We start from the raw sequence: 17,902 nt of genomic DNA on the forward strand, positions 1-17,902 counted from the left end.
GCAGCCGTGTCTCAGGCGCAGCATCCGGCCAGGTGGATGATCCGGCGCGCCAGCAGGACAGCTGAAGCGCGGCGGGCAGCATCATCCGGCAGGTAGACCTCGACGCCCAGGTAGGCAAAACGGGGGTTGTTCCAGACCGCCTCCGGGATGACGGTGCGCGCATGCAAGGGCTGGCCCGCGTCGAGCGCAACGATACGCACCTGCTCGCGCAGCGAGGGCAGTGCTTCGCCCGCCGCAAGCGTAGCGGGCGACTCGAGCGCGTGCATGAGACAGGCTCGCAGGCGCGGACTCGCGCACAGCAGGTCTGCGCTTGGCCCCCTATCGTCATGTCCGGCATGGAGGTCAAGCAGCAGCCGGTGAGCGGGGCCGAGTTGCGACAGGAGCTGAAGGTAGAGTGCGCGGTGCACAACGCGGTTGCGGAAGCACTCGTCGGGCAGGGGCCGACGGCCGGACAAGCCGTCGGGAACCTCAAGCACGTCGATCTCGCCTCGATCGAAGCCATCGAGCACCTCGCGACCGAAGGCAAGCTCCTCGCGGTGGATACCGATCACGACGAGCACGCCCGCCACCACACTGCCTCCGTCTGCGCTCACACCGTGGCGTCGCCGCCGGCCCCCTTGCCTGCGGCCCGCTCATCGCCCGCCCGTTCATCGCCCGCCCACTCGTAGACGGCGACCGTTGCCGGATCGCACTTGCAGCAGGTGGTACCACAAGCCGATGCGGCGGCCAGGCGTCGCACCCTGCCCTTGCGTTCGAGCGTGGCGAGCATGGGTTCGAGCGCAGCCGGCGTGCTGCCCAAGCCGTTCGCCATGTCGGCAACGCTGGCGCGGCGGCGCTCCCTCAGGTAGTTGCCCAGGCGTGACAAGATCATCGCTCCCCCTCAGACCTGCTGCGGCAGGGGCATGCTGGCGCCTGCCTCGCGTGCGCCGTGACGCCGCAGCGCCCACAGCACCAGCCCCATGAACACGGTAACCCCGGCGATCCAGGCCAGCGATGCACCCGGATGCTGCGCCCAGGTGGCGGCCTGGTAGTACACCGTGGCCACGCCGTAGCCCATCGCCGTCGTCCATGCGGTGACGAACACCGCCCAGCGCGCACCCGACTCCTGATAGATCGCCGCGATCGCAGCCGTGCATGGCGCATAGAGCAGGATGAACAACAGGTAGGCGAAGGCCCCCGCCGCGCCGTCGAAGCGTGCGGCCATCGCGCCGAAGGTGCCGGTCGACACTGCCTGCTCCTCGGCCACCGCAGCCTGGTCGCTGAGGTCGCCAACGTCCAGGCCGATCGGGTCGGCCCAGGCGCCAAGCGCATCGGCCAGGTTCGCCGGGATGGTGGCGAAGGCGGCGGCGACGCTTTCGACGAGGTCGAAGGGGGTCTCCTCACCGCCCTCTTCACCCGCGTCCTTGGCGGCGAGCGCAGAGTAGGCGGCGTCGAGCGTGCCGACGACCGCCTCCTTGGCAAGTACGCCAGTGAAGATCCCCACAGCAGCCGGCCAGTTCTCCTCGGTCAGCCCCATCGGCGCAAAGGCCGGCGTGATGCTCCGCCCCACCGCGGCAAGCACGGAGGCATCGCTGTCCTCGTTGCCGTAGCTGCCATCGGTGCCAACCGAGTTGAGCACATTCAGCACCAGTACCATCGGCACGATCACCCGGCCGGCGCGCACGATGAAGGCCATCAGGCGCTCCCAGGCGTGGCGCAGCACGCCGCGCACGGTGGGCAGGTGGTAGGGCGGCAGTTCCATGATGAAGGGCGTCGGCTCGCCCTTGAGCAGGGTGTTGCGCAACACCAGCCCGGTCAGCACCGCCACTGCGATGCCGATCAGGTAGAGCCCGAACACCACGTTCTGTGCACCGCTCGGAAAGAAGGCGGCCGCGAACAGCACATACACCGGCAGACGCGCGCCGCAGGACATGAAGGGCGCCATGGCAATCGTCATCAGGCGGTCGCGGCGGTGCTCGAGCGTACGCGTGGCCATGATCGCCGGCACGTTGCAGCCAAAGCCGACGATGAGCGGCGCGAAGGACTTGCCGGGCAGCCCCACCCAACGCATGAAGCGGTCCATCACGAAGGCTGCGCGCGCCATGTAGCCCGAGTCCTCGAGCACCGACAGGAACAGGAACAGGAAGCCGATGATCGGGATGAAGGTGGCGACCACCTGGATGCCACCACCGATGCCCTGCGCGAGCAGGACGGTGAGCCACTCGGGCGAACCCAGGCCGGACAGCAGTTCGGCAAAGCCATCGACCAGCAAGGCACCGGCAAACTGGTCGAAGAAGTCAATGAAGGCGCCGCCGATGCTGATGGTGAAGAGGAACATCAGGTACATCATCAGCAGGAAGATCGGCACCCCGAGGACGCGGTTGAGCACCACGCGGTCGATGCGGTCGGTGAGATCGCGCCCAGCAAGGCCGCTGACGGTGACCGCCGCCGCGGCGATGCGGTTGGCGAGCCCATAGCGCGCATCGGCCACCATGATGTCGAGATCGTCGTCAAGCCCAGCCCCCAGCCGCTCCACTTCGGCAGCAACCGCCGGCCCCGCTGCGCGGCGTGCGAGGTCGTCGCCCTCGAGCACGCGGACCGCAAGCCAGCGCGCAGACGTTCCGGCAGCCCGGGCCGGCTCGCCGAGCAAGGGAACGAGCGTCTCGATGGCGCGCTCCAGCGCCGGCTGATAATCAACCGTGGCGCTCGCCGGCTGGCGCGCCTGGACAGCGCTGCGGATCGCTGACTTCAGCGCATCCACGCCGCGGCCTTCGGAGGCCACCACCGGGATCACCGGGCAACCGAGCCGGCGCGACAGCTCATCGGCATCGATGCGCAGGCCCTTGGCTTCGGCCACGTCCACCATGTTGAGCACGACCAGCAGTGGCACGCGCATCTCGACGAGCTGGCTCGTCAGGTAGAGGTTGCGCTCGAGGTTCGCGGCATCGACGATATTGACGACCAGCCCGGCCTCGTTGCCATGGACAAAGTCGCGCGCCACGCTCTCGTCGAGCGACACCTCGCGATCGACCACGTCGAGCGAGTAGGTCCCGGGAAGATCCACGACTTCGAAGTGCCGCCCATCATGCCGGTACTCGCCGCACTTCTTCTCGACAGTGACGCCGGGCCAGTTGCCGACACGCTGGCGCGAGCCGGTAAGGGCGTTGAACAGGGTCGTCTTGCCGCAGTTGGGATTGCCTACAAGGGCAATGGTGTGTTCGTGGTTCATTGCAGCACCTGAATCAGAGTTTCTCGACTGTCAGGGCGTCGGCCTCGCCCTTGCGCAGCGTGAGCGCGAAGCCGCGCACGCGGATCTCGACCGGGTCGCCCATGGGAGCGACGCGCACGACCTGCAACTCGGCCCCAGGCGTGAGCCCCATCGACAACAGTTTGCGGCGATAGGCCCCGCCCGCCTCGGCAAAACCACTGACCTTTGCGCGGTCTCCGACCTCGAGTTGCTTCAGCATCATCACAACGACTCCAGCTGTTGACCGCGCGTGCAGCACGCACCCGCAGCATGTGAAGGGACGCGCGGCTCAGGCGCCGGCACGCGCCACCAGGATCTTGTGGGCCATGCCGGCGCCCAGGGCAAAGCGCGTCTCGCCGCGCCCCACCACCAGGCCACCCCCCTGGCGCTGGCGGACGACGAGCTCACTGCCGACATTCAGGCCGATCTCGGCCACGCGCAAGGCCATGGCCGAACCGCCCAGGATGGCAACCACGCAAACGGCCTCACCCTCGGCGGCCATCGCCAGGGGGAAGGCACTGGAACGGTCTGGGTGGCTCATGCGGCTACGCCTCCTTGTGCGGCGCTTTCGTTCCGTACGCTCGGTCCGCGCGGCAGGCCGGCGCCAGCGAGCGCACGCAGCAGGATGGCGATCGTCGTACCGTTGTGCAGGGCCGAAGCGGCCACCGGCGTCAGCCAGCCGAACGCAGCAGCCGACAGGATCGTGGTGTTGAGGCCAACCGTGAGCTTGAAGTTGCTGTCGATGAGGCGCCGCGTCGCCAGCGCGAGCGCACGGGCATCCGCCACACGGGCGATGTCGTCCTCGAGCAGCGCCACGTCCGACGCCAGCCGCGCCACGTCGGCACCGTTGTGCATCGAGATGCCGACGTGCGCACCGCTGAGTGCCGGCGCATCGTTGACGCCATCGCCAACGAAGGCGATGCGCGCACCCTCGGCCGCCAGCGCCTGCAGGATGCTGGCCTTGTCCTGTGGCATCAGCCCGGCATGGAACGCGTCCAGGCCGAGTGCTTCCGCCATTGCACATGCGCGTTCGGGGTGATCGCCGGTGAGCATCAGCACACGCCTGACGCCGAGCCGGCGCAAGCGGCGGATGGTTGCCGCGCTGTTGCTGCGCAGGCCGTCACGCAGTGCAATCACGCCGAGCAGTTCGCCGCCGAAGCCGATGTAGAGCAGGGTCTTGCCCTCGACGTGGAGACGATCGATGACCTCGCGGTGGGCCGCAACCGGAATGCCCTCGTCGTCCTCGACGAAGTGGCGCGAGCCGACCACGATGCGCCGTCCGTCAATGACGCTGGCCACCCCGTGGGCAACGATGAACTCGACTTCCTTGTGGTCGAAGTGGCGTGGCTTCTCCAGCCGCCGCGAGGCCTCGACCACCGCCAGCGCGAGCGGGTGGAAATAGTGTTCCTCGACCGACGCGGCCAGGTTGATCAGGTCCTCGGGCGAATAGCCGGGCTTGAAGGCCACCGAGTCGGTCACCTCGAGCCTGCCGGTGCTCAGGGTGCCGGTCTTGTCGAACACGAAGGTGTCGGCCTCGGCCAGTCGCTCGAGCGCCTTGGCGCCCTTGACCAGCATCCCGGACTTGCCGGCGGCATACATCGCCGCCTTGAAGGCCACCGGTGTGGACAGCTTGAGCGCGCAGGAATAGTCCGCCTGCAGCACGGCCGCCACACGCTGCCAGTCACGCGACACCAGCCAGGTGGCACCCGCCAGCCCCAGCACCATGGGCACCAGGCGGTCGGCCATGCGCGCGGCCTCGAGCTGGGTCTTGCTCTTGACCGCGAGCGACTGCTCGACGAAGTCGGCGATGCGCGCGACTGCAGCCTGGGCGCCAACCTTCTCGGCATAGATGCGCAAGCGCCCTTCCTCGACCAGCGTGCCCGACAGCACCGCATCGCCACGGCGACGCGCCACCGGCACGCTCTCGCCGGTCATCGTGGCCTCGTTGACCAAGGCCTCGCCGCCGAGCACCGTGCCATCGACCGGAATCACGGCGCCGGTCGCGACGATCACGGTGTCGCCGACGCGCACCTCGTCCGCGTCGACCTGGACTTCCTCTCCGTTGCGCTCCACCCAAACCTCGTCGACCGCAGGTTTGAGCAGGTGCTTGAGCAGTTCGTCCGAGCGGCGCTCGATCGAGGCCTCGAGGTACTCGCCGAGCGCGAGCAGGAAGGACGTGGTGTTCGCGGCGAGGAAATCGCGCCGGCCAATGGAGATCGCCACCGCCATCGCCTCGAGCACGTGCGACGTCACCCCCTTTTCGAGGAAATCGTCCATTGCCTCGCCCAGCAGCGGGATCGCCGTGCCGAGGGCCACCGGAGCCTGCAGCCCGGGCTGCAGCGAGCGCGTCGCAAGCAAGGTCGCCGCGCTCAGCGCCAGCGGTGCCGCGCTCGGCTCGCCATTGGCGGCGCCCGCCCTGCGCGCACGGACGGCATCCATGCGCAGGATCTCGATCGCGACGCGTTCGGCCGTAGTGGTCCTGTGGTCGTACTCCACGACCAGTGCGCGCGCAGCCGCATTGACGCGCACCTTGCGCACCCCGTCGACGACCAGGACCGCACGCTCAAGGGCCTGCACGTCGGCCGATGCACCCGGGCGCAAGGCATAGCGCCAGCGCACCCGCCCCCGGGTCGCATGCACGGGCTCGAGCGCAGACACCCAGGCGCTGGCCATCATGCGTCCCCGTGGCGCTCCGCCTCGACCTCGGCGCGGATGTCGGACATCTGCTCCTTCATCTCCTCGAAGCCGCCGGCGACACCGGCGTAGAGCTTGATTGCCGACTTCACGATCTTTCCGCGCAGTTCCTCGTCGCTCAGCACCCAGGCCGCGGCGGCGCCGATGAGCGCCCCGAGCAGGAACTGCTCGGTGTTGCGCGTGCGCAGGAAGGCCGGCATGCCCTGCAGCAGGCCCTTGTCCAGGCCAGCCGCGTGCAGGCCCGCCTGCAGACCGTCATACAGGCCCTGGCCGCCCTGGCCATCGCCCACGCCCTGCCCAAACCCGCCACTCGCTCCGTACATGCCCGTCATCGCCGGATCAGCCGCCATGCCGTTGTGGCCGTACTGCGGGTATTGGCCGTAATGCCCCTGATACATCGGGCCGGCAGCCCCCGGGTGGCCACCCGCCATCTCGCCATAGGCGCGGCGGTGGGCCTTCTTATGCTTCTTGGACATCCTTCTTCTCCTGTTCGGTCTGCACCCGTTCGCGCAGCATTCGTTCGATGATCAGTACGCCGGCAGCACCCGCAGCCGCAGCGAGCAGCGCCGCCGCGTAGTCCTGCCGGCGTACGGCGTGGGCCGCGGCGCTGCCGGCGGTCAGCGCCGTACCGCCCTGCAGCCCATGGCGGAGCACGCGCTTGAGTTCGGTTCTGGAAAGGGGCGAGGCCTGATCCTGGAAAGCCGATACGCAGGCCCCTGCAACGAAGCCCTGCACGAAGGTGGCCCCCCCTATCCTGGGCGTCGGCGCCGGCATGAGGCGTGGCAGCGGCCTCATGACCCGGCCTCTCCATCATCGGCCGGCTCCCCGCCAGGCGCGGCTTTGGCCTTGGAGCTGGTCTTCGGAGCACGCCCTGCCGCGGGCCTGGCGGCACGCGCTGCACGCTTGCGCGGTGGCGCTTCGGGGGCGGCGGCGGGCGCAACGACATCGGCAACTGCTTCGGCAGTTGCGGACACCTCTGCATCCTCGGCCGTCAAACGCTGGCGCACGCGTGCGGAAGCGCTCTCGATCGCCTCAAGGCTGGACACCGTCGCGCCGCGCAGCTTGTCCTGGGCTTTCTCCAGGCCAGCCTTGGTCTTGTCGGTCTTGATCAGGCGGAGCGCGACTGCGCCGGTCAGCACCCCAGCTACAAAGGGAAACAGCGGGAACATGTCAGTTCTCCTTGCGTTGACGGCCGATCCTGTCCTTCAACAGGTAGACTCCGGCGCCCCCCGCGACCATGCCGGCCAGCATGGCGGGGTGTGCACGACGCAGAAGCGGACTGAAGACACCGATGGGGCCGGCATACGGGCCCAACTGCGAGAAGGCGCGCTCGAGAAAGTCGGACAGCGGTCCGTGGCTCACATAAGCCTGTTGTGGCGGGATGCCATGAGCGGCGTGGTAATTCTCCTGGGCCGAGGCAGCTGCCACTGCCTGGCGGAACGCGGGCAGGTGGTTATGCAGGGCCGCCGCCTGCAGGTTCTGGAACACCCGGCGCACCTCGGGCTCTGCCACCTGGGTGAGCAGGTAGGCATACAGCTGCACATTGGCGATCTCGCCGACGACGGCGCGCTGGCAATTCGCCAACCAGGTCGGCTCGACCGTCGTCTCATGCGCGAACGGATCGAGCGGACGCGGAATGCCGAAGCGCTCGCAGAGCCCCAGCAGGGCCGCGACATGTTGCCCTTCCGAGCGCAGGATGTTTGCGAACGGCGGCCGCTCACCGAAGGCTTCGATCACACGGGCGTAGAAGCTGCGGGCCGCATACTCGTCATAGAGCGCGATCCTGACAGCCTGGTGCACCACCGGGTACGGCGCGCGCGGATCGATCCGCTGCGTACGCAGGATCAGTTCGTCATGGTTTTGCATTGCCGATCTCCACGTAGGTATCGCGCAGAATGCGCTCGAGGATTGCTGCGGCATCCGACACCCTGCCGTCCAGCAGGTCGCTCCACGCCCGTTCGGGGATGAGCGCGGGGTCGTACTGCACGGTGCACGAGCGCGCGAGCAGATTGACCTGGACCGAGCGCACGCCCGGGATGTGGTCGAGCAGGGACTGGAACACCTGCGCACGTTCGCGCGGAAAGTCGATCGACACCGCCGCCGCCTCGACCTTGAGGCGGATTCGTCCGCGGATATGATGGGCGATGCGCACCTCCCGCAGGAAAGCGCGCAGTTCTTCGAAATCAGGCATCTTGCAGATCCACCCATCCACGCCGGGGGGCTGCGCAAGGGGTACGGATCGAGCACCGCACGCAACGCCAGCCACCCCGAGCGAAAAACGCTCCAGGGGGTTCCTGGCTGGCAACTTCGGCTGGCTACGCGAACCCGACTCAATGCAGAAACCGGGCGGGAGCGAATCCACCGCTCAACCACCCCTTCACATCGATGAAAAAACTCTACGCCATCCCGCCGCTGCGGATATGACAAAAGTCAAACAGGGCTGCAATTGCAGCCCCGGTGCCGGCAGAATCAGAACTCCCAGGCGACGCCCGCATTGGCGATCGTGCGGCCGTTGCCTCGCCCAACTGCAGCAGACACTTTCACACCTTCGGCAATCGTGTAACGCAGCCCGACCTGGCGATCAGGGCCGGAATGCTCCTCGCCGAAGGTCTCGACGACGAAATCGACCTGCTCGCTCAGCGGAACGTCCAGGCCCAGACCCCAGAAGTTCAGGTCTTCGTCGCCCTTCGTCCAACCTCGGCCAAGGTTGAGGTGAACCCTCGGCCCCTGCTCGAACGCCCAGGTCGCAAGGCCTGCCAGCGAATGGGCTCGTGCCGTGCCCTCGCCGCTCACGCGCTCGCGGCCATACTCGTACTTCAGGCCCGCCGACAGGCCAGCCTCGGCCTGCAGGGGAATCCACTTCAGCGCAGCGCCGACGGCGCGGATCCTGGCGTCGGGATCGGCGTCGCGATCCTTGGCCCGGCCGAGCCCGACCTCCACCTCGACGTTGTCGATCGGCCCGAAGCCAGCGGCGCCCTCGAAGCCGCGCACCCCGCCATCGCGACTCCAGCCGAACTCCAGCTTGGCGCCGCCGCGCTCGAGCGTACCTGCATCGTCCACCGCCATCGGACGCTCTGCAAGCGCCGGCGCTGCTGCGCTCGCGAGCAGCAGGGCTAAAACCGTGACGAGACGGCTACTATTGTTGTTTTGCATGATTCCACTCCCAGGGGAGGCACTGAGGATACGGAAGCGACGCCTCCCTGACGGCGCTTCCAGCTGACGACAAAAACCCGTTCAGCATACCCTGCCGGTCGGCGCCGTGCACCAGGCTCATCGTAATCGTCGATATGACGCGTATCAGGGCGGACTCGCCTCTTCGAGCACTTCCTCGCAGCCCGTTCCCGAATCGGGCCGCGGCGCCAGGAATACTGCGCCCAGATAGCGCGCGGCCAGGGCATAGGCCACCACCCAGGCGGCAACGCTCACCGCCTGCAGACCCGCGATCGGCAGGCCGGGCAGGCCCGAGGCCGCGCGCGCCAGCGCCGCCGCCACCAGCCCGACTGCGGCCAGCAGTACCCAGGACCTCATGTCCAGTTTGTGGCCCGCATGTGTGCGCCCGGCGATGCACAGCACGCCGAAGATCGATACCCCCATCGCGCCGATCGTCAGCAAGTGCAGGCCTGCACTGGGCGCCACCGGCACACCGAGCAGGGCCAGGCCGCTCAAGGCATAGCCTGCCGCCATCAGCCAATACACCACGTAGAGCATGAGGGCCCAGCGCGACAGCAGCGCGCGGCCGACATGCCAGTCGTTGAGCAGGTTGAGCACGGCGGCAGCCGCAGCCAGCGCCACCCAGCCGGCAATGACCGATCCGGGCAGCACGAACTCGACCGCGGTGTACAGCGCCACGCCGAAGATGGCGAGATTGCGTCGCGGCGGACGCGCGCGGTAATCAGGCAGGTCGTCGTCCTCGCCATGGCGGCGGGCCGCAGCACCATCGCGTCGCAGACGCTCGGCATCGAGCGCATCGTTGACGATGCGCATGGAGATGCGGCTCAAGGCGACCACGATCAGCACCATCATCACGCCGACACCTACCTTCACCCAGCGCATCGGATACAGCCCGCCCAGGGCGTCGGCATGGAAGCCGGCCAGCGCCAGCCACATCGCGCCCAGCCCCCACAGGAAGGCGAGGTGGCGACGCTCGGGGTCGTGCCACAGGCGCGGTGCGACGAGCGCGATCAGCGCGCCGAGAAAGCCCAGGTTGAGCACCGCCGCCAGGGCCTCCCCAACAACGCCCAATGTCCCGGACAGCCAGAAGGCGAGACGGGCAGCCGCCCACAGCAGGACCATACCGAGTGCGACACGGCGCCCCAGGGCGGGTGTACCGGTGAACTCGGGCACCGCCGTCAGCAGGAAGCCCGCCACCGCAGCCAGTCCGAAACCGAACATCAGCTCATACGCATGCCAGACGGTCGGGCCGCCGGACACGGCCGGCACGCCCAGCCCCCAGGCAAGAAAGCCCAGCCAGATCGACAGCAAAATCACGGCGTACCCGGCCGTGGCGAGGAAGAAGGGGCGAAAGCCGCACATGAACAGCGGCCGCGCCGCCAGCCGGTCGAACAAGGTGTCGCGAGTCGTAAAGCGCATGACGTGTACTCCTCAGCCGCCGCAGCGCGCGCCGCCACGGGCGCCCAGCACCGGCTCGGCGGGCACGACCAGGCGCAAGCCTGCACCCGGGCGCACTGCCGGCACCTCAGCCAACGCAGGCACGGCGGGCGGCAAGCCGAAGCTGTCGCGCACCGCCTCCGCCTGCAGCAGTTCCGCGGTATAGTGATAGACCCAGGCGTCGTCCCTGCTCGCCGCAGGCTGACCGAGCTCGAACCGGCACACGATGCGCCCGGGCGTGGGCGCCATCACCAGGATGGCGTCGGACAGGCGGACAGCCTCCATGAGGTCGTGGGTGATCATCAGCACGCCCATGCCTTGCTCGGCCTGCTGCGCCAGCAGCAGGCGGTAGAGCTCTTCCTTGAGACCGACATCGAGCGCCGAGAAGGGCTCATCGAGCAGCAGCAGTTCGGGCGCCAGCACCAGCGCGCGCGCAAGCGCAACACGGCTCTGCATGCCGCCCGACAACTGGTGGGGAAACTTGTCGAGGTCGCGATGCGCGAGCCCCAGGCGCAGGGCAAGCTCGCGGGCGCGAAAGTGGCGCTCGTCGCGCCCCACGCCGGCGGCCTTGAGACCGAGGGCGACGTTGTCGAGCGCCGTCTTCCACGGCAGCAGGCGTGGCTGCTGGAACATGAAGGCGGTGCTCGAAAAGCTGTTCGACACCTCACCCGCCTGCACCGTCAACAGACCGGCAGCAAGGTGCAGCAGCGTGGTCTTGCCACAACCCGAAGGGCCGACCAGGGCGACCACCTCTCCCGCACGCAGGCGGAAATCGATGCCGGCCAGTACCTCGTCGCGCCCGAAGGCGTGGTCGAGCGCGCGGATGCGCAGTTCATGCTGCGTGCCGGCCGCTGCCGGCAGTGTGCCGATGCTCATGTGCCCTGCTCCCGCCAACGCTCAACCTCGCGCTTGATCGGTTCGAGCACCAGGTACTCGACCGCCAGCAGCAAGCCGACCACCGCCGCGATCCAGGCCATGGTCGACGCCGTGTCCAGGTGCGAGCGCGACACCGCGAGCGCCGCACCGACGCCATCCTGGGTGGCGAGCAACTCGGCCATCACCACCACCTTCCAGGCCGTGCCGAGCGCGGCGATCCAGGCCGGGAACAGGTAAGAGACGACATGCGGCAGATAGACGTCGACGAACATCATTCGCCGCGGCAGGCGGAAGGCCTCGGCCATGCCGCGCAGGTGGTTGTCGAGCGTGCGCGTGCCCTGCAGCGCCCCGATGAAGATCACCGGGAAGGCAGCGACGAACACGGTGAACACCGGCGTGCCGTCGCTCGCGCCGAACCACAGCATGGCGAGCACCAGCCAGGCGATCGGCGGCGTGCCCATGAGCACGGTGACGAGCGGGCGCGACATCATGGATGCGGTCATCGACAGCCCGGCGACCAGCCCCAGCACACTGCCGGCAAGCACCGCCAGAACATAGCCTGACAGCGCGCGGCGAGCAGTGGCGGCGAGCTCGGGCCAGGCAGCGCCGCTGTCGATGAGCGCCCACAGCGTGGCGAAGGCCGAACGCGGGTCGGGCATGACCAAGGGCCCGTAAACGAGGCTCACCGCCTCCCAGGCGGCGAGCAGCAGGAACAGGCTGGCGATCGCACCCCAGCCGCTCCACAGGTAGGCGGGCAACCCGGCGAGCCAGGCGCGCAGCAGCGTCATCGTATCCCCGCTCCGGCGTAGAAGCCATCATCGGGGAGCTTGCCACCGACCAACGCGGGGTTCCTTGCAAGCAGGTGGCCGTACATGAACTCGAGTTCGGCGCGCGCGGCTGCCGCCGGCACGGCGTCGAGCTGGCTCACCGCAATCGAATCGGCCACCGCCTCGGCGCTGAGCATGTCGATGCGTGCCGCCACCGCCTTGCCACAGGCTTCGGCGTTGGCCTTGCACCAGGCCAGCGAGCGCGCGTACTCGGCCTCGATGCGCGCGACCAGCTCGGGGCGCGCGCGCAGGGCGCCCATCACCGCAATGCCGGCCTGCGGGATGCGTGCCTCGCGAGCGAACACCCGCCCCCACTCCTGCTGCAGGTCGACGCTGCGGTGGAGCTCGGGGGCAAGCACGCTGAGCGGGAAGGAGCCCGTCTTGCGCAAGGCCATCGAGGCGGCCGGCTCGGCAAGCAAGGCGTGGTCGACGCGACGCATGACCAGCAGCTGCATCGCATCGACCGGGCTGGCGACGTAGCGCAGGTTCAGATCCTTCCTGACGTCGATGCCCTGCTGCTCGGCGAGCAGCTGCAGCACGATGTCGGGCATGTCGCCGCGAAACGGCATCGCCAGCTCCTTGCCGCGGAGGTCGGCAAGCGATTTGAGCGTCGGATCGCGCGACACCAGCCACAGCACGCCCCAGGTCGACACGTTGATGAGTTGCAGCTTGGCGCCGCGGTTGTACAGGTTGGCGGCGACGTTGGTCGGCATGGCGAGCACGTCGGCGCGGCCGTCGAGCGCCATCACGCGCAGCTGGTCCGGGTCGCGCCAGGGCACGAACTCGACCACCTCGGCGACGTCGGCGAGCGCACCGGAGTCGACCATGTGGATCAACGCATTCGACACCGAGGCCGAAGGCCCGGACAGGGTCAGCCTCGGCAGCTTCTGCGCATGTACGACGCCGGTGACGAGCAGGAAGGCGCATACCACGCACACGTGCAGCACGGCGCGTGTCCACGCCGGCAGCATCAGTGCGCGCCGCTCGCTCCGGGCGGCCACCGCCCCCTTCTCCGCGCCCGATGCGCCCCCGAAGCGCTGCGTCGAGCGGTCCGCGAACACGACGCCGCGCGAGCGCCGGCGTCGTCCTGAGTAGCGGTGGCCGTTTTCCATATCAGAAGCTCCCGTTCAGGCTGAGTGCGACACCGCGCCCGGGCGCGGCAAGCTCGTTGCCGGAGACGCCGTCGGTCTGGTGCTCGTGGTAGCGCTTGTCGGCGAGATTGGTGAGCTGTACGGCCAGGCCGGCGGACTCGAAGGCGCCGACCTTGCCGAAGTGCCAGCCGAACCCGGCATCCGCGGTGACGAAGCCGGCGGTACGGTTCTCGGTGCCATTGGAGAAGCGCGTGGCGATGCGGTCCTGCTCGGCCACCGCGCGCAGCTGGGCGCGCCACCAGAAGCCGCGCTCGGCCGGCTGGCCAATGCCGAGCGTCAGCTCGGGCGCCGGCATCTGGAACAGCGGCTCCTTGTCCTGGTGGTTCTTGCCGCGCAGCCAGGTAAAGCCGGCGTCGGCAACGAAGGCGCCGAGCGGCATGCTGGCGCTGCCCTCGATGCCGTAGATGCTGACCTTGTCGAGGTTCTCGGTGCGCTTGAGCGGCAGGCCGGTACCCGGATGGCTGGCGCCGGTGATGCGCCCTGCGATGTAGTCGTCGATGCGGGTGTAGAAGGCCGCCACGTTGTAGCTCAACCCGGCCGCGGTGGACTTCAGGCCGATCTCGAAGCTGGTCGACACTTCGGGGTCGAGCTGCGGGTTGCCGACATGGAAGTAGCCATCCCCGCGCGCCGAGTCCTCGAAGCGCTCGCGCATGTCGGCAGCGCGGTAGGCGCGACCGATGTTGGCGTACGCGTTCAGCGCCTCGGCCAAGGGGTGCACCACTCCCAGGGACCACGACAGGTTGTTGTCGACGCTGTCGAGGCCGGTGGTGAGCGCCGAAGGCCCGCTGCCCTTCTGGCTGGCATTACCCTTGACGCGGTCGTAGCGCGCACCCGCCACTACACGCGTGGCGCCGAGCTCGAACTCGTCCTGCACGAACACGCCGGTGGAGCGGATGCGGCCGTCCGAGAACGGGTCATTGCGCACATTGTTGTTGAACAGCGGCGCGTTGTTGTCCATGTAGCGCTCGGGGTCGCCGGTCATGCGCCAGGTCTCGGCGCCCAGCGTGAGCAGGTGGCCGTCGGCAACCGGGAAGATATAACGCGCACGCATGCCGTCGGTGCTGAAGGTGACATCATTACGCACGTAGTCGCGACCGGTGTTGGCCGCACGCGCGCGAATCTGGCGGAACACTTCCTGGCGATAGACCTCGGCCGCCAGCTGCCCTTCGCCGAGCGCTGCATCGATACCCAGCTCGTAGAGTTCGCGGCGCTGCTCGGGCGAATGGATGGTGACCTTGCCCAGCGGCGGCGGAATGCCTGCACCGCTGCGGGTGGAGCCGGGGTACCAGACATCCTCGTCGTTATGGCGCTGCAGGTTCAGGCGCAGGCTGACACCCTCGGCGACGCGGTGGCGGTACTTCGCCAGCAGCGTGTCGGACTGGTAGCCGGTGCGCGCCTCACGCCCATCGGGACTGCGATAGTCATCGACGTCACGGCCGGCGACGCCGAGCACGAGTGCATTGTCGGCACTGGCATGCTGCAGCAGCAGCGCGCCGGCAATGCCCTTGTCGACGCTGCTGAAGCGGACACCCGCTCGGCCGCCGGTGCGCGCCTCGTCGCTGAACTCGGCCTCGGGCGTGATCAGGTTGACCACACCGCCCATCGCGCCACTGCCGTACAACACCGAACCCGGCCCCTTGACCACCTCGACGCGCTCGAGCAGGCCGAGATCCATGAACGATGCGATCGCCCCCTGCGGCTGGGCGGAATTGACCCGCAAGCCATCGACCATGACCACCACGCTTTCCTTCTTGAGCCCACGCAGCACCGGGTTCTGCCCCCAGGCACCGTCGGACTGCGCGGCCAGGCCCGGCTTGCCGCGCAACAGCTCGCCGGCTACTGCGCCGCTCGCCGCAGGAGCGTGGAGGATCTCGACCGCCTGTGGCGTCTCCAGCACGTCGGCGGCATAGCCTTTGGCGGTGACGACCTGGGTGCCGAGCACGGTGTCGGCCGCGACCGCAGGCAAGGAAACGAAGGAAAGGCCCAGCATCGCCGGGGCCAGCGCGCGCAGACGCAAATGCATGACAGCTCCAAGGGTTCTCGAGCTGGCTGGCGGCGGCTGGCTTGCTCTTCAGGATATAAGGATCGGACGAAATGATAATACAAAAATGCGAATTATTCGCATTTGATCCCGATCAAAAAACCCTCCTGCTGTGTCGCCCTTGCGTACCTGTCAGCGCCAGGTCACGGTAGCGGCAAGCAGATAGCCTGCGCCATACACGGTCTTGATGAACTTGCCGCTGTGCCCGCCCTGCTCGAAACGCTTGCGCAAGCGCGACACGCGCAGATCGATGCTGCGATCGAGGGCGGACACGTCGCGCCCGGCGAGCAACTGCTCGCGCGACAGGATCTGGTTGGGACGCTCGAGGAAGGCGATGAGCAACTGCGACTCGGCCAGACTCAGGGTCTCCTCGACCCCCTCTGGCGACACCAGGCGATGCGTGCCGCGCTCGAAGGTCCAGCCTGCAAAGCAGGCAACGCCCGGGGGCTGGGCGCAGGCCGCCGGCTCGGGCTGGTAGCGGCGCAGGATGCTGCGCACGCGCGCGATGAGTTCGCGCGGCTCGAAGGGCTTGACCACATAGTCGTCGGCGCCGAGCTCGAGGCCCATCACACGGTCATGGGTATCGTCACGGCCGGTGGCAATGAGCAGACCGAAGCGATGACGGCCACGCACCTGCTGCAGCACCTCCATGCCGTCCATGTCGGGCAGGCCGAGGTCGAGGATGGCGAGATCGGGCGACTGCATGCGCAACTGGCGCAGGAATTCACCCCCGGTCGGGAACACCGCATGGCGGTAGCCGAAGCGCTCGAGCGTACCGGTGATCAGCCGCGCCACCGCGGCATCGTCCTCGACGACGTGAATCAACGCCTGCCCTGGCTGTGCCCTGTCGCTCAACTCGGCTCCCTCAAGCTTGAAGCATGCTTTGCCCGCGGCGCGATTGGCGGCGCGGACGCTCAGGCGATCGCGGCATGCAGCGCGGCGGCAAGCTGCTCTGCGCTGAAGGGCTTGTCGAGCACCTGCACGTCCGCCTCCTCGCGGCCGTCCTCCGCCTTGTCGGCGTAGCCGCTCATCAGCACCAGCGGTAACTCGGGCCGGAAACGGCGCACGAAGCGTGCAAGCGCACGCCCGTCCATGCCCCCCGGCATCACGATGTCGGACAACACCAGGCCGATCGCGGGGATATTCTCGACCATGTCGGCGGCCTCGTGGCCACTTTCGGCCTCGAGCACGGCGCAGCCAAGCGCCGAAAGCTGCTTGCGCACGACGTCGCGCACCTTGTCGTCGTCCTCTACGAGCAGGACCAGGCGCCCCTCGAGCGCCGCTGCCGGCGCCACGCTCACGGGTGGCGGTGCGACCGCTTGCACCTGCTGCGGCGCCTGCGGCAGCAGGAGCGACAAGGTGGTGCCGACTGCCTGCCGGCTACGGATCCGCACCCCCCCGCCCGACTGCTTGATGAACCCATACACCATCGGCAACCCGAGACCACTGCCGCGGCCAAAGCTCTTGGTGGTGAAGAAGGGCTCGAACACCCGCGCCAGCGTCGCGCTATCCATGCCCGTGCCGTTGTCGCTGACCGCAATCTGGACATAGCAGCCGGGCGGCAGTTCAAGGTCGGCCGCCGCCCGCCCCTCGATGCACTCGAGCGAACACTCGATGCGCAGCTCACCTCCATTGGGCATGGCGTCGCGGGCATTGAGGGCGAGATTGAGCAGTGCGCTCTCGAGCTGGTTGGGGTCGACCAGCGCGCGCAGATCGACGTCGCGAGAGGCCGTTGAGATGGCGATCGTGCTCGGCAACGAGCGCCGGATCATGCGTGCCATGTCGAGCACGAGGCCATTGACCTCGACCACCACCGGCGCGATCGGTTGCCGGCGCGAGAAGGCGAGCAGCCTGCGCACCAGTCCGGCGCCGCCCTCGGCGGCCGCCATCGCCGGCTGCACATATTCGTCCACCGCGGGATGCTCGCCCAGCACCTCGATCAGGCCCTGCAGGTTGCCCATCACCACGGTGAGCATGTTGTTGAAGTCGTGGGCGAGACCGCCGGTGAGCTGGCCGATCGCTTCCATCTTCTGCGCCTGGGCGAGCGCGTCCTGCGTGCGGCGCTGTTCGGTGATGTCGACCGCATGCACATAGCAGCCGATCACCTCGCCATCCGGCCCGAAATCGGGCACCAGGGTGCTGCGGGTAAAGCGCGTCTCGCCGTCCGGGCCGGGCATGCTGTACTCGTAGCTCACCTGCTCGCCGGCAAGCGCGCGGCGCACCTTGTCCTCGACCTGGGCGAACACGTGGGGGCCGATCACCTCGGGGATGGGGCGGTCCTTCATTGCCTCGCTGGTGGTGCCGAACCACTGCGCGTAACGCTTGTTGCCGTAGCGGAACACCCAGTCGTGATCGAAGTAACCCACATGGGCCGGAATCGTATCGGTGATCTGGCGCAGGCGCAGTTCGCTGTGACTGAGCCGCTCCTCGCTCGACATCTGCTGCTCCCGACTCATCCCCGTGGCGCTCCAACTCAGTC

General features: G+C 68.3%; 19 protein-coding genes. All 19 read right to left on the bottom strand.

What is annotated here, in order from left to right:
* Positions 1–11: 11 nt before the first annotated feature.
* The gene (locus tag P7F68_RS02315) at positions 12–593 is read right to left on the bottom strand and encodes a hypothetical protein (RefSeq protein ID WP_277830336.1); all 582 of its coding nucleotides are present in this window, start codon (positions 591–593) and stop codon (positions 12–14) included.
* Entirely contained in the window at positions 590–871 is a 282-nt protein-coding gene (locus P7F68_RS02320; protein ID WP_002941661.1) for a FeoC-like transcriptional regulator, read from the bottom strand. The genes P7F68_RS02315 and P7F68_RS02320 overlap by 4 nt, the downstream gene beginning before the upstream one ends.
* 9 nt (positions 872–880) lie before the next feature.
* The gene (gene feoB / locus P7F68_RS02325) at positions 881–3,208 is read right to left on the bottom strand and encodes a Fe(2+) transporter permease subunit FeoB (RefSeq protein ID WP_277830339.1); all 2,328 of its coding nucleotides are present in this window, start codon (positions 3,206–3,208) and stop codon (positions 881–883) included.
* Positions 3,209–3,221: 13 nt separating this feature from the next.
* Entirely contained in the window at positions 3,222–3,449 is a 228-nt protein-coding gene (locus P7F68_RS02330) for a FeoA family protein (protein WP_002929598.1), read from the bottom strand.
* Between the two features lie 66 nt (positions 3,450–3,515).
* Complete coding sequence (locus P7F68_RS02335) at positions 3,516–3,767, bottom strand: FeoA family protein (protein WP_002929597.1); 252 nt, start codon at positions 3,765–3,767, stop codon at positions 3,516–3,518.
* On the bottom strand, positions 3,764–5,902 hold the full coding sequence (locus tag P7F68_RS02340; protein WP_277830343.1) for a heavy metal translocating P-type ATPase: 2,139 nt from the start codon (positions 5,900–5,902) through the stop codon (positions 3,764–3,766). The genes P7F68_RS02335 and P7F68_RS02340 overlap by 4 nt, the downstream gene beginning before the upstream one ends.
* Positions 5,899–6,396 carry a hypothetical protein gene (locus P7F68_RS02345; RefSeq protein WP_002929591.1) on the bottom strand — a complete coding sequence of 166 codons (498 nt, stop codon included), beginning with the start codon at positions 6,394–6,396 and terminating at the stop codon, positions 5,899–5,901. Before P7F68_RS02345 ends, P7F68_RS02340 begins: the two co-directional genes overlap by 4 nt.
* Positions 6,380–6,715: a hypothetical protein gene (locus P7F68_RS02350; protein WP_002941654.1), complete on the bottom strand. Its 336-nt coding sequence runs from the start codon at positions 6,713–6,715 to the stop codon at positions 6,380–6,382. The genes P7F68_RS02345 and P7F68_RS02350 overlap by 17 nt, the downstream gene beginning before the upstream one ends.
* Positions 6,712–7,089, bottom strand: a complete 378-nt coding sequence (locus P7F68_RS02355) for a hypothetical protein (RefSeq protein WP_277830348.1) — start codon at positions 7,087–7,089, stop codon at positions 6,712–6,714. Before P7F68_RS02355 ends, P7F68_RS02350 begins: the two co-directional genes overlap by 4 nt.
* 1 nt (position 7,090) lies before the next feature.
* A complete protein-coding gene (locus P7F68_RS02360; protein ID WP_277830350.1) occupies positions 7,091–7,786 on the bottom strand; it encodes a ferritin-like domain-containing protein in 696 nt (231 codons plus the stop codon).
* On the bottom strand, positions 7,773–8,111 hold the full coding sequence (locus P7F68_RS02365; RefSeq protein ID WP_002929582.1) for an HMA2 domain-containing protein: 339 nt from the start codon (positions 8,109–8,111) through the stop codon (positions 7,773–7,775). The genes P7F68_RS02360 and P7F68_RS02365 overlap by 14 nt, the downstream gene beginning before the upstream one ends.
* A gap of 278 nt (positions 8,112–8,389) precedes the next feature.
* Positions 8,390–8,986, bottom strand: a complete 597-nt coding sequence (locus P7F68_RS02370; RefSeq protein WP_386039385.1) for a hypothetical protein — start codon at positions 8,984–8,986, stop codon at positions 8,390–8,392.
* A 231-nt stretch (positions 8,987–9,217) separates the two neighbouring features.
* Positions 9,218–10,510 (bottom strand): NnrS family protein, encoded by a 1,293-nt coding sequence (locus P7F68_RS02375; RefSeq protein WP_277830354.1) that lies wholly within the window; start codon positions 10,508–10,510, stop codon positions 9,218–9,220.
* Between the two features lie 12 nt (positions 10,511–10,522).
* On the bottom strand, positions 10,523–11,404 hold the full coding sequence (locus P7F68_RS02380) for an ABC transporter ATP-binding protein (RefSeq protein WP_277830356.1): 882 nt from the start codon (positions 11,402–11,404) through the stop codon (positions 10,523–10,525).
* Positions 11,401–12,192 (bottom strand): ABC transporter permease, encoded by a 792-nt coding sequence (locus P7F68_RS02385; RefSeq protein WP_002929571.1) that lies wholly within the window; start codon positions 12,190–12,192, stop codon positions 11,401–11,403. The genes P7F68_RS02380 and P7F68_RS02385 overlap by 4 nt, the downstream gene beginning before the upstream one ends.
* The gene (locus P7F68_RS02390; protein ID WP_277830358.1) at positions 12,189–13,343 is read right to left on the bottom strand and encodes an ABC transporter substrate-binding protein; all 1,155 of its coding nucleotides are present in this window, start codon (positions 13,341–13,343) and stop codon (positions 12,189–12,191) included. The genes P7F68_RS02385 and P7F68_RS02390 overlap by 4 nt, the downstream gene beginning before the upstream one ends.
* A gap of 1 nt (position 13,344) precedes the next feature.
* The gene (locus tag P7F68_RS02395) at positions 13,345–15,405 is read right to left on the bottom strand and encodes a TonB-dependent receptor plug domain-containing protein (protein ID WP_277830360.1); all 2,061 of its coding nucleotides are present in this window, start codon (positions 15,403–15,405) and stop codon (positions 13,345–13,347) included.
* A 150-nt stretch (positions 15,406–15,555) separates the two neighbouring features.
* Complete coding sequence (locus P7F68_RS02400) at positions 15,556–16,248, bottom strand: response regulator transcription factor (RefSeq protein ID WP_002929565.1); 693 nt, start codon at positions 16,246–16,248, stop codon at positions 15,556–15,558.
* Between the two features lie 89 nt (positions 16,249–16,337).
* Positions 16,338–17,879 carry a PAS domain-containing sensor histidine kinase gene (locus tag P7F68_RS02405; RefSeq protein WP_277830363.1) on the bottom strand — a complete coding sequence of 514 codons (1,542 nt, stop codon included), beginning with the start codon at positions 17,877–17,879 and terminating at the stop codon, positions 16,338–16,340.
* Between the last annotated feature and the right edge of the window lie 23 nt (positions 17,880–17,902).

The organism is Thauera mechernichensis (assembly GCF_029588855.1).
Classification (GTDB): domain Bacteria; phylum Pseudomonadota; class Gammaproteobacteria; order Burkholderiales; family Rhodocyclaceae; genus Thauera; species Thauera mechernichensis.

Coding starts and splice junctions, on each gene's coding strand:
- P7F68_RS02365 (WP_002929582.1), bottom strand. CDS start 8,111: ATGCCTGATTTCGAAGAACTGCGCGCTTTCCTGCGGGAGGTGCGCATC.
- P7F68_RS02395 (WP_277830360.1), bottom strand. CDS start 15,405: ATGCATTTGCGTCTGCGCGCGCTGGCCCCGGCGATGCTGGGCCTTTCC.
- P7F68_RS02360 (WP_277830350.1), bottom strand. CDS start 7,786: ATGCAAAACCATGACGAACTGATCCTGCGTACGCAGCGGATCGATCCG.
- P7F68_RS02345 (WP_002929591.1), bottom strand. CDS start 6,396: ATGTCCAAGAAGCATAAGAAGGCCCACCGCCGCGCCTATGGCGAGATG.
- feoB (WP_277830339.1), bottom strand. CDS start 3,208: ATGAACCACGAACACACCATTGCCCTTGTAGGCAATCCCAACTGCGGC.
- P7F68_RS02335 (WP_002929597.1), bottom strand. CDS start 3,767: ATGAGCCACCCAGACCGTTCCAGTGCCTTCCCCCTGGCGATGGCCGCC.
- P7F68_RS02340 (WP_277830343.1), bottom strand. CDS start 5,902: ATGATGGCCAGCGCCTGGGTGTCTGCGCTCGAGCCCGTGCATGCGACC.
- P7F68_RS02330 (WP_002929598.1), bottom strand. CDS start 3,449: ATGATGCTGAAGCAACTCGAGGTCGGAGACCGCGCAAAGGTCAGTGGT.
- P7F68_RS02405 (WP_277830363.1), bottom strand. CDS start 17,879: ATGAGTCGGGAGCAGCAGATGTCGAGCGAGGAGCGGCTCAGTCACAGC.
- P7F68_RS02380 (WP_277830356.1), bottom strand. CDS start 11,404: ATGAGCATCGGCACACTGCCGGCAGCGGCCGGCACGCAGCATGAACTG.
- P7F68_RS02375 (WP_277830354.1), bottom strand. CDS start 10,510: ATGCGCTTTACGACTCGCGACACCTTGTTCGACCGGCTGGCGGCGCGG.
- P7F68_RS02320 (WP_002941661.1), bottom strand. CDS start 871: ATGATCTTGTCACGCCTGGGCAACTACCTGAGGGAGCGCCGCCGCGCC.
- P7F68_RS02370 (WP_386039385.1), bottom strand. CDS start 8,986: ATGGCGGTGGACGATGCAGGTACGCTCGAGCGCGGCGGCGCCAAGCTG.
- P7F68_RS02350 (WP_002941654.1), bottom strand. CDS start 6,715: ATGAGGCCGCTGCCACGCCTCATGCCGGCGCCGACGCCCAGGATAGGG.
- P7F68_RS02385 (WP_002929571.1), bottom strand. CDS start 12,192: ATGACGCTGCTGCGCGCCTGGCTCGCCGGGTTGCCCGCCTACCTGTGG.
- P7F68_RS02355 (WP_277830348.1), bottom strand. CDS start 7,089: ATGTTCCCGCTGTTTCCCTTTGTAGCTGGGGTGCTGACCGGCGCAGTC.
- P7F68_RS02390 (WP_277830358.1), bottom strand. CDS start 13,343: ATGGAAAACGGCCACCGCTACTCAGGACGACGCCGGCGCTCGCGCGGC.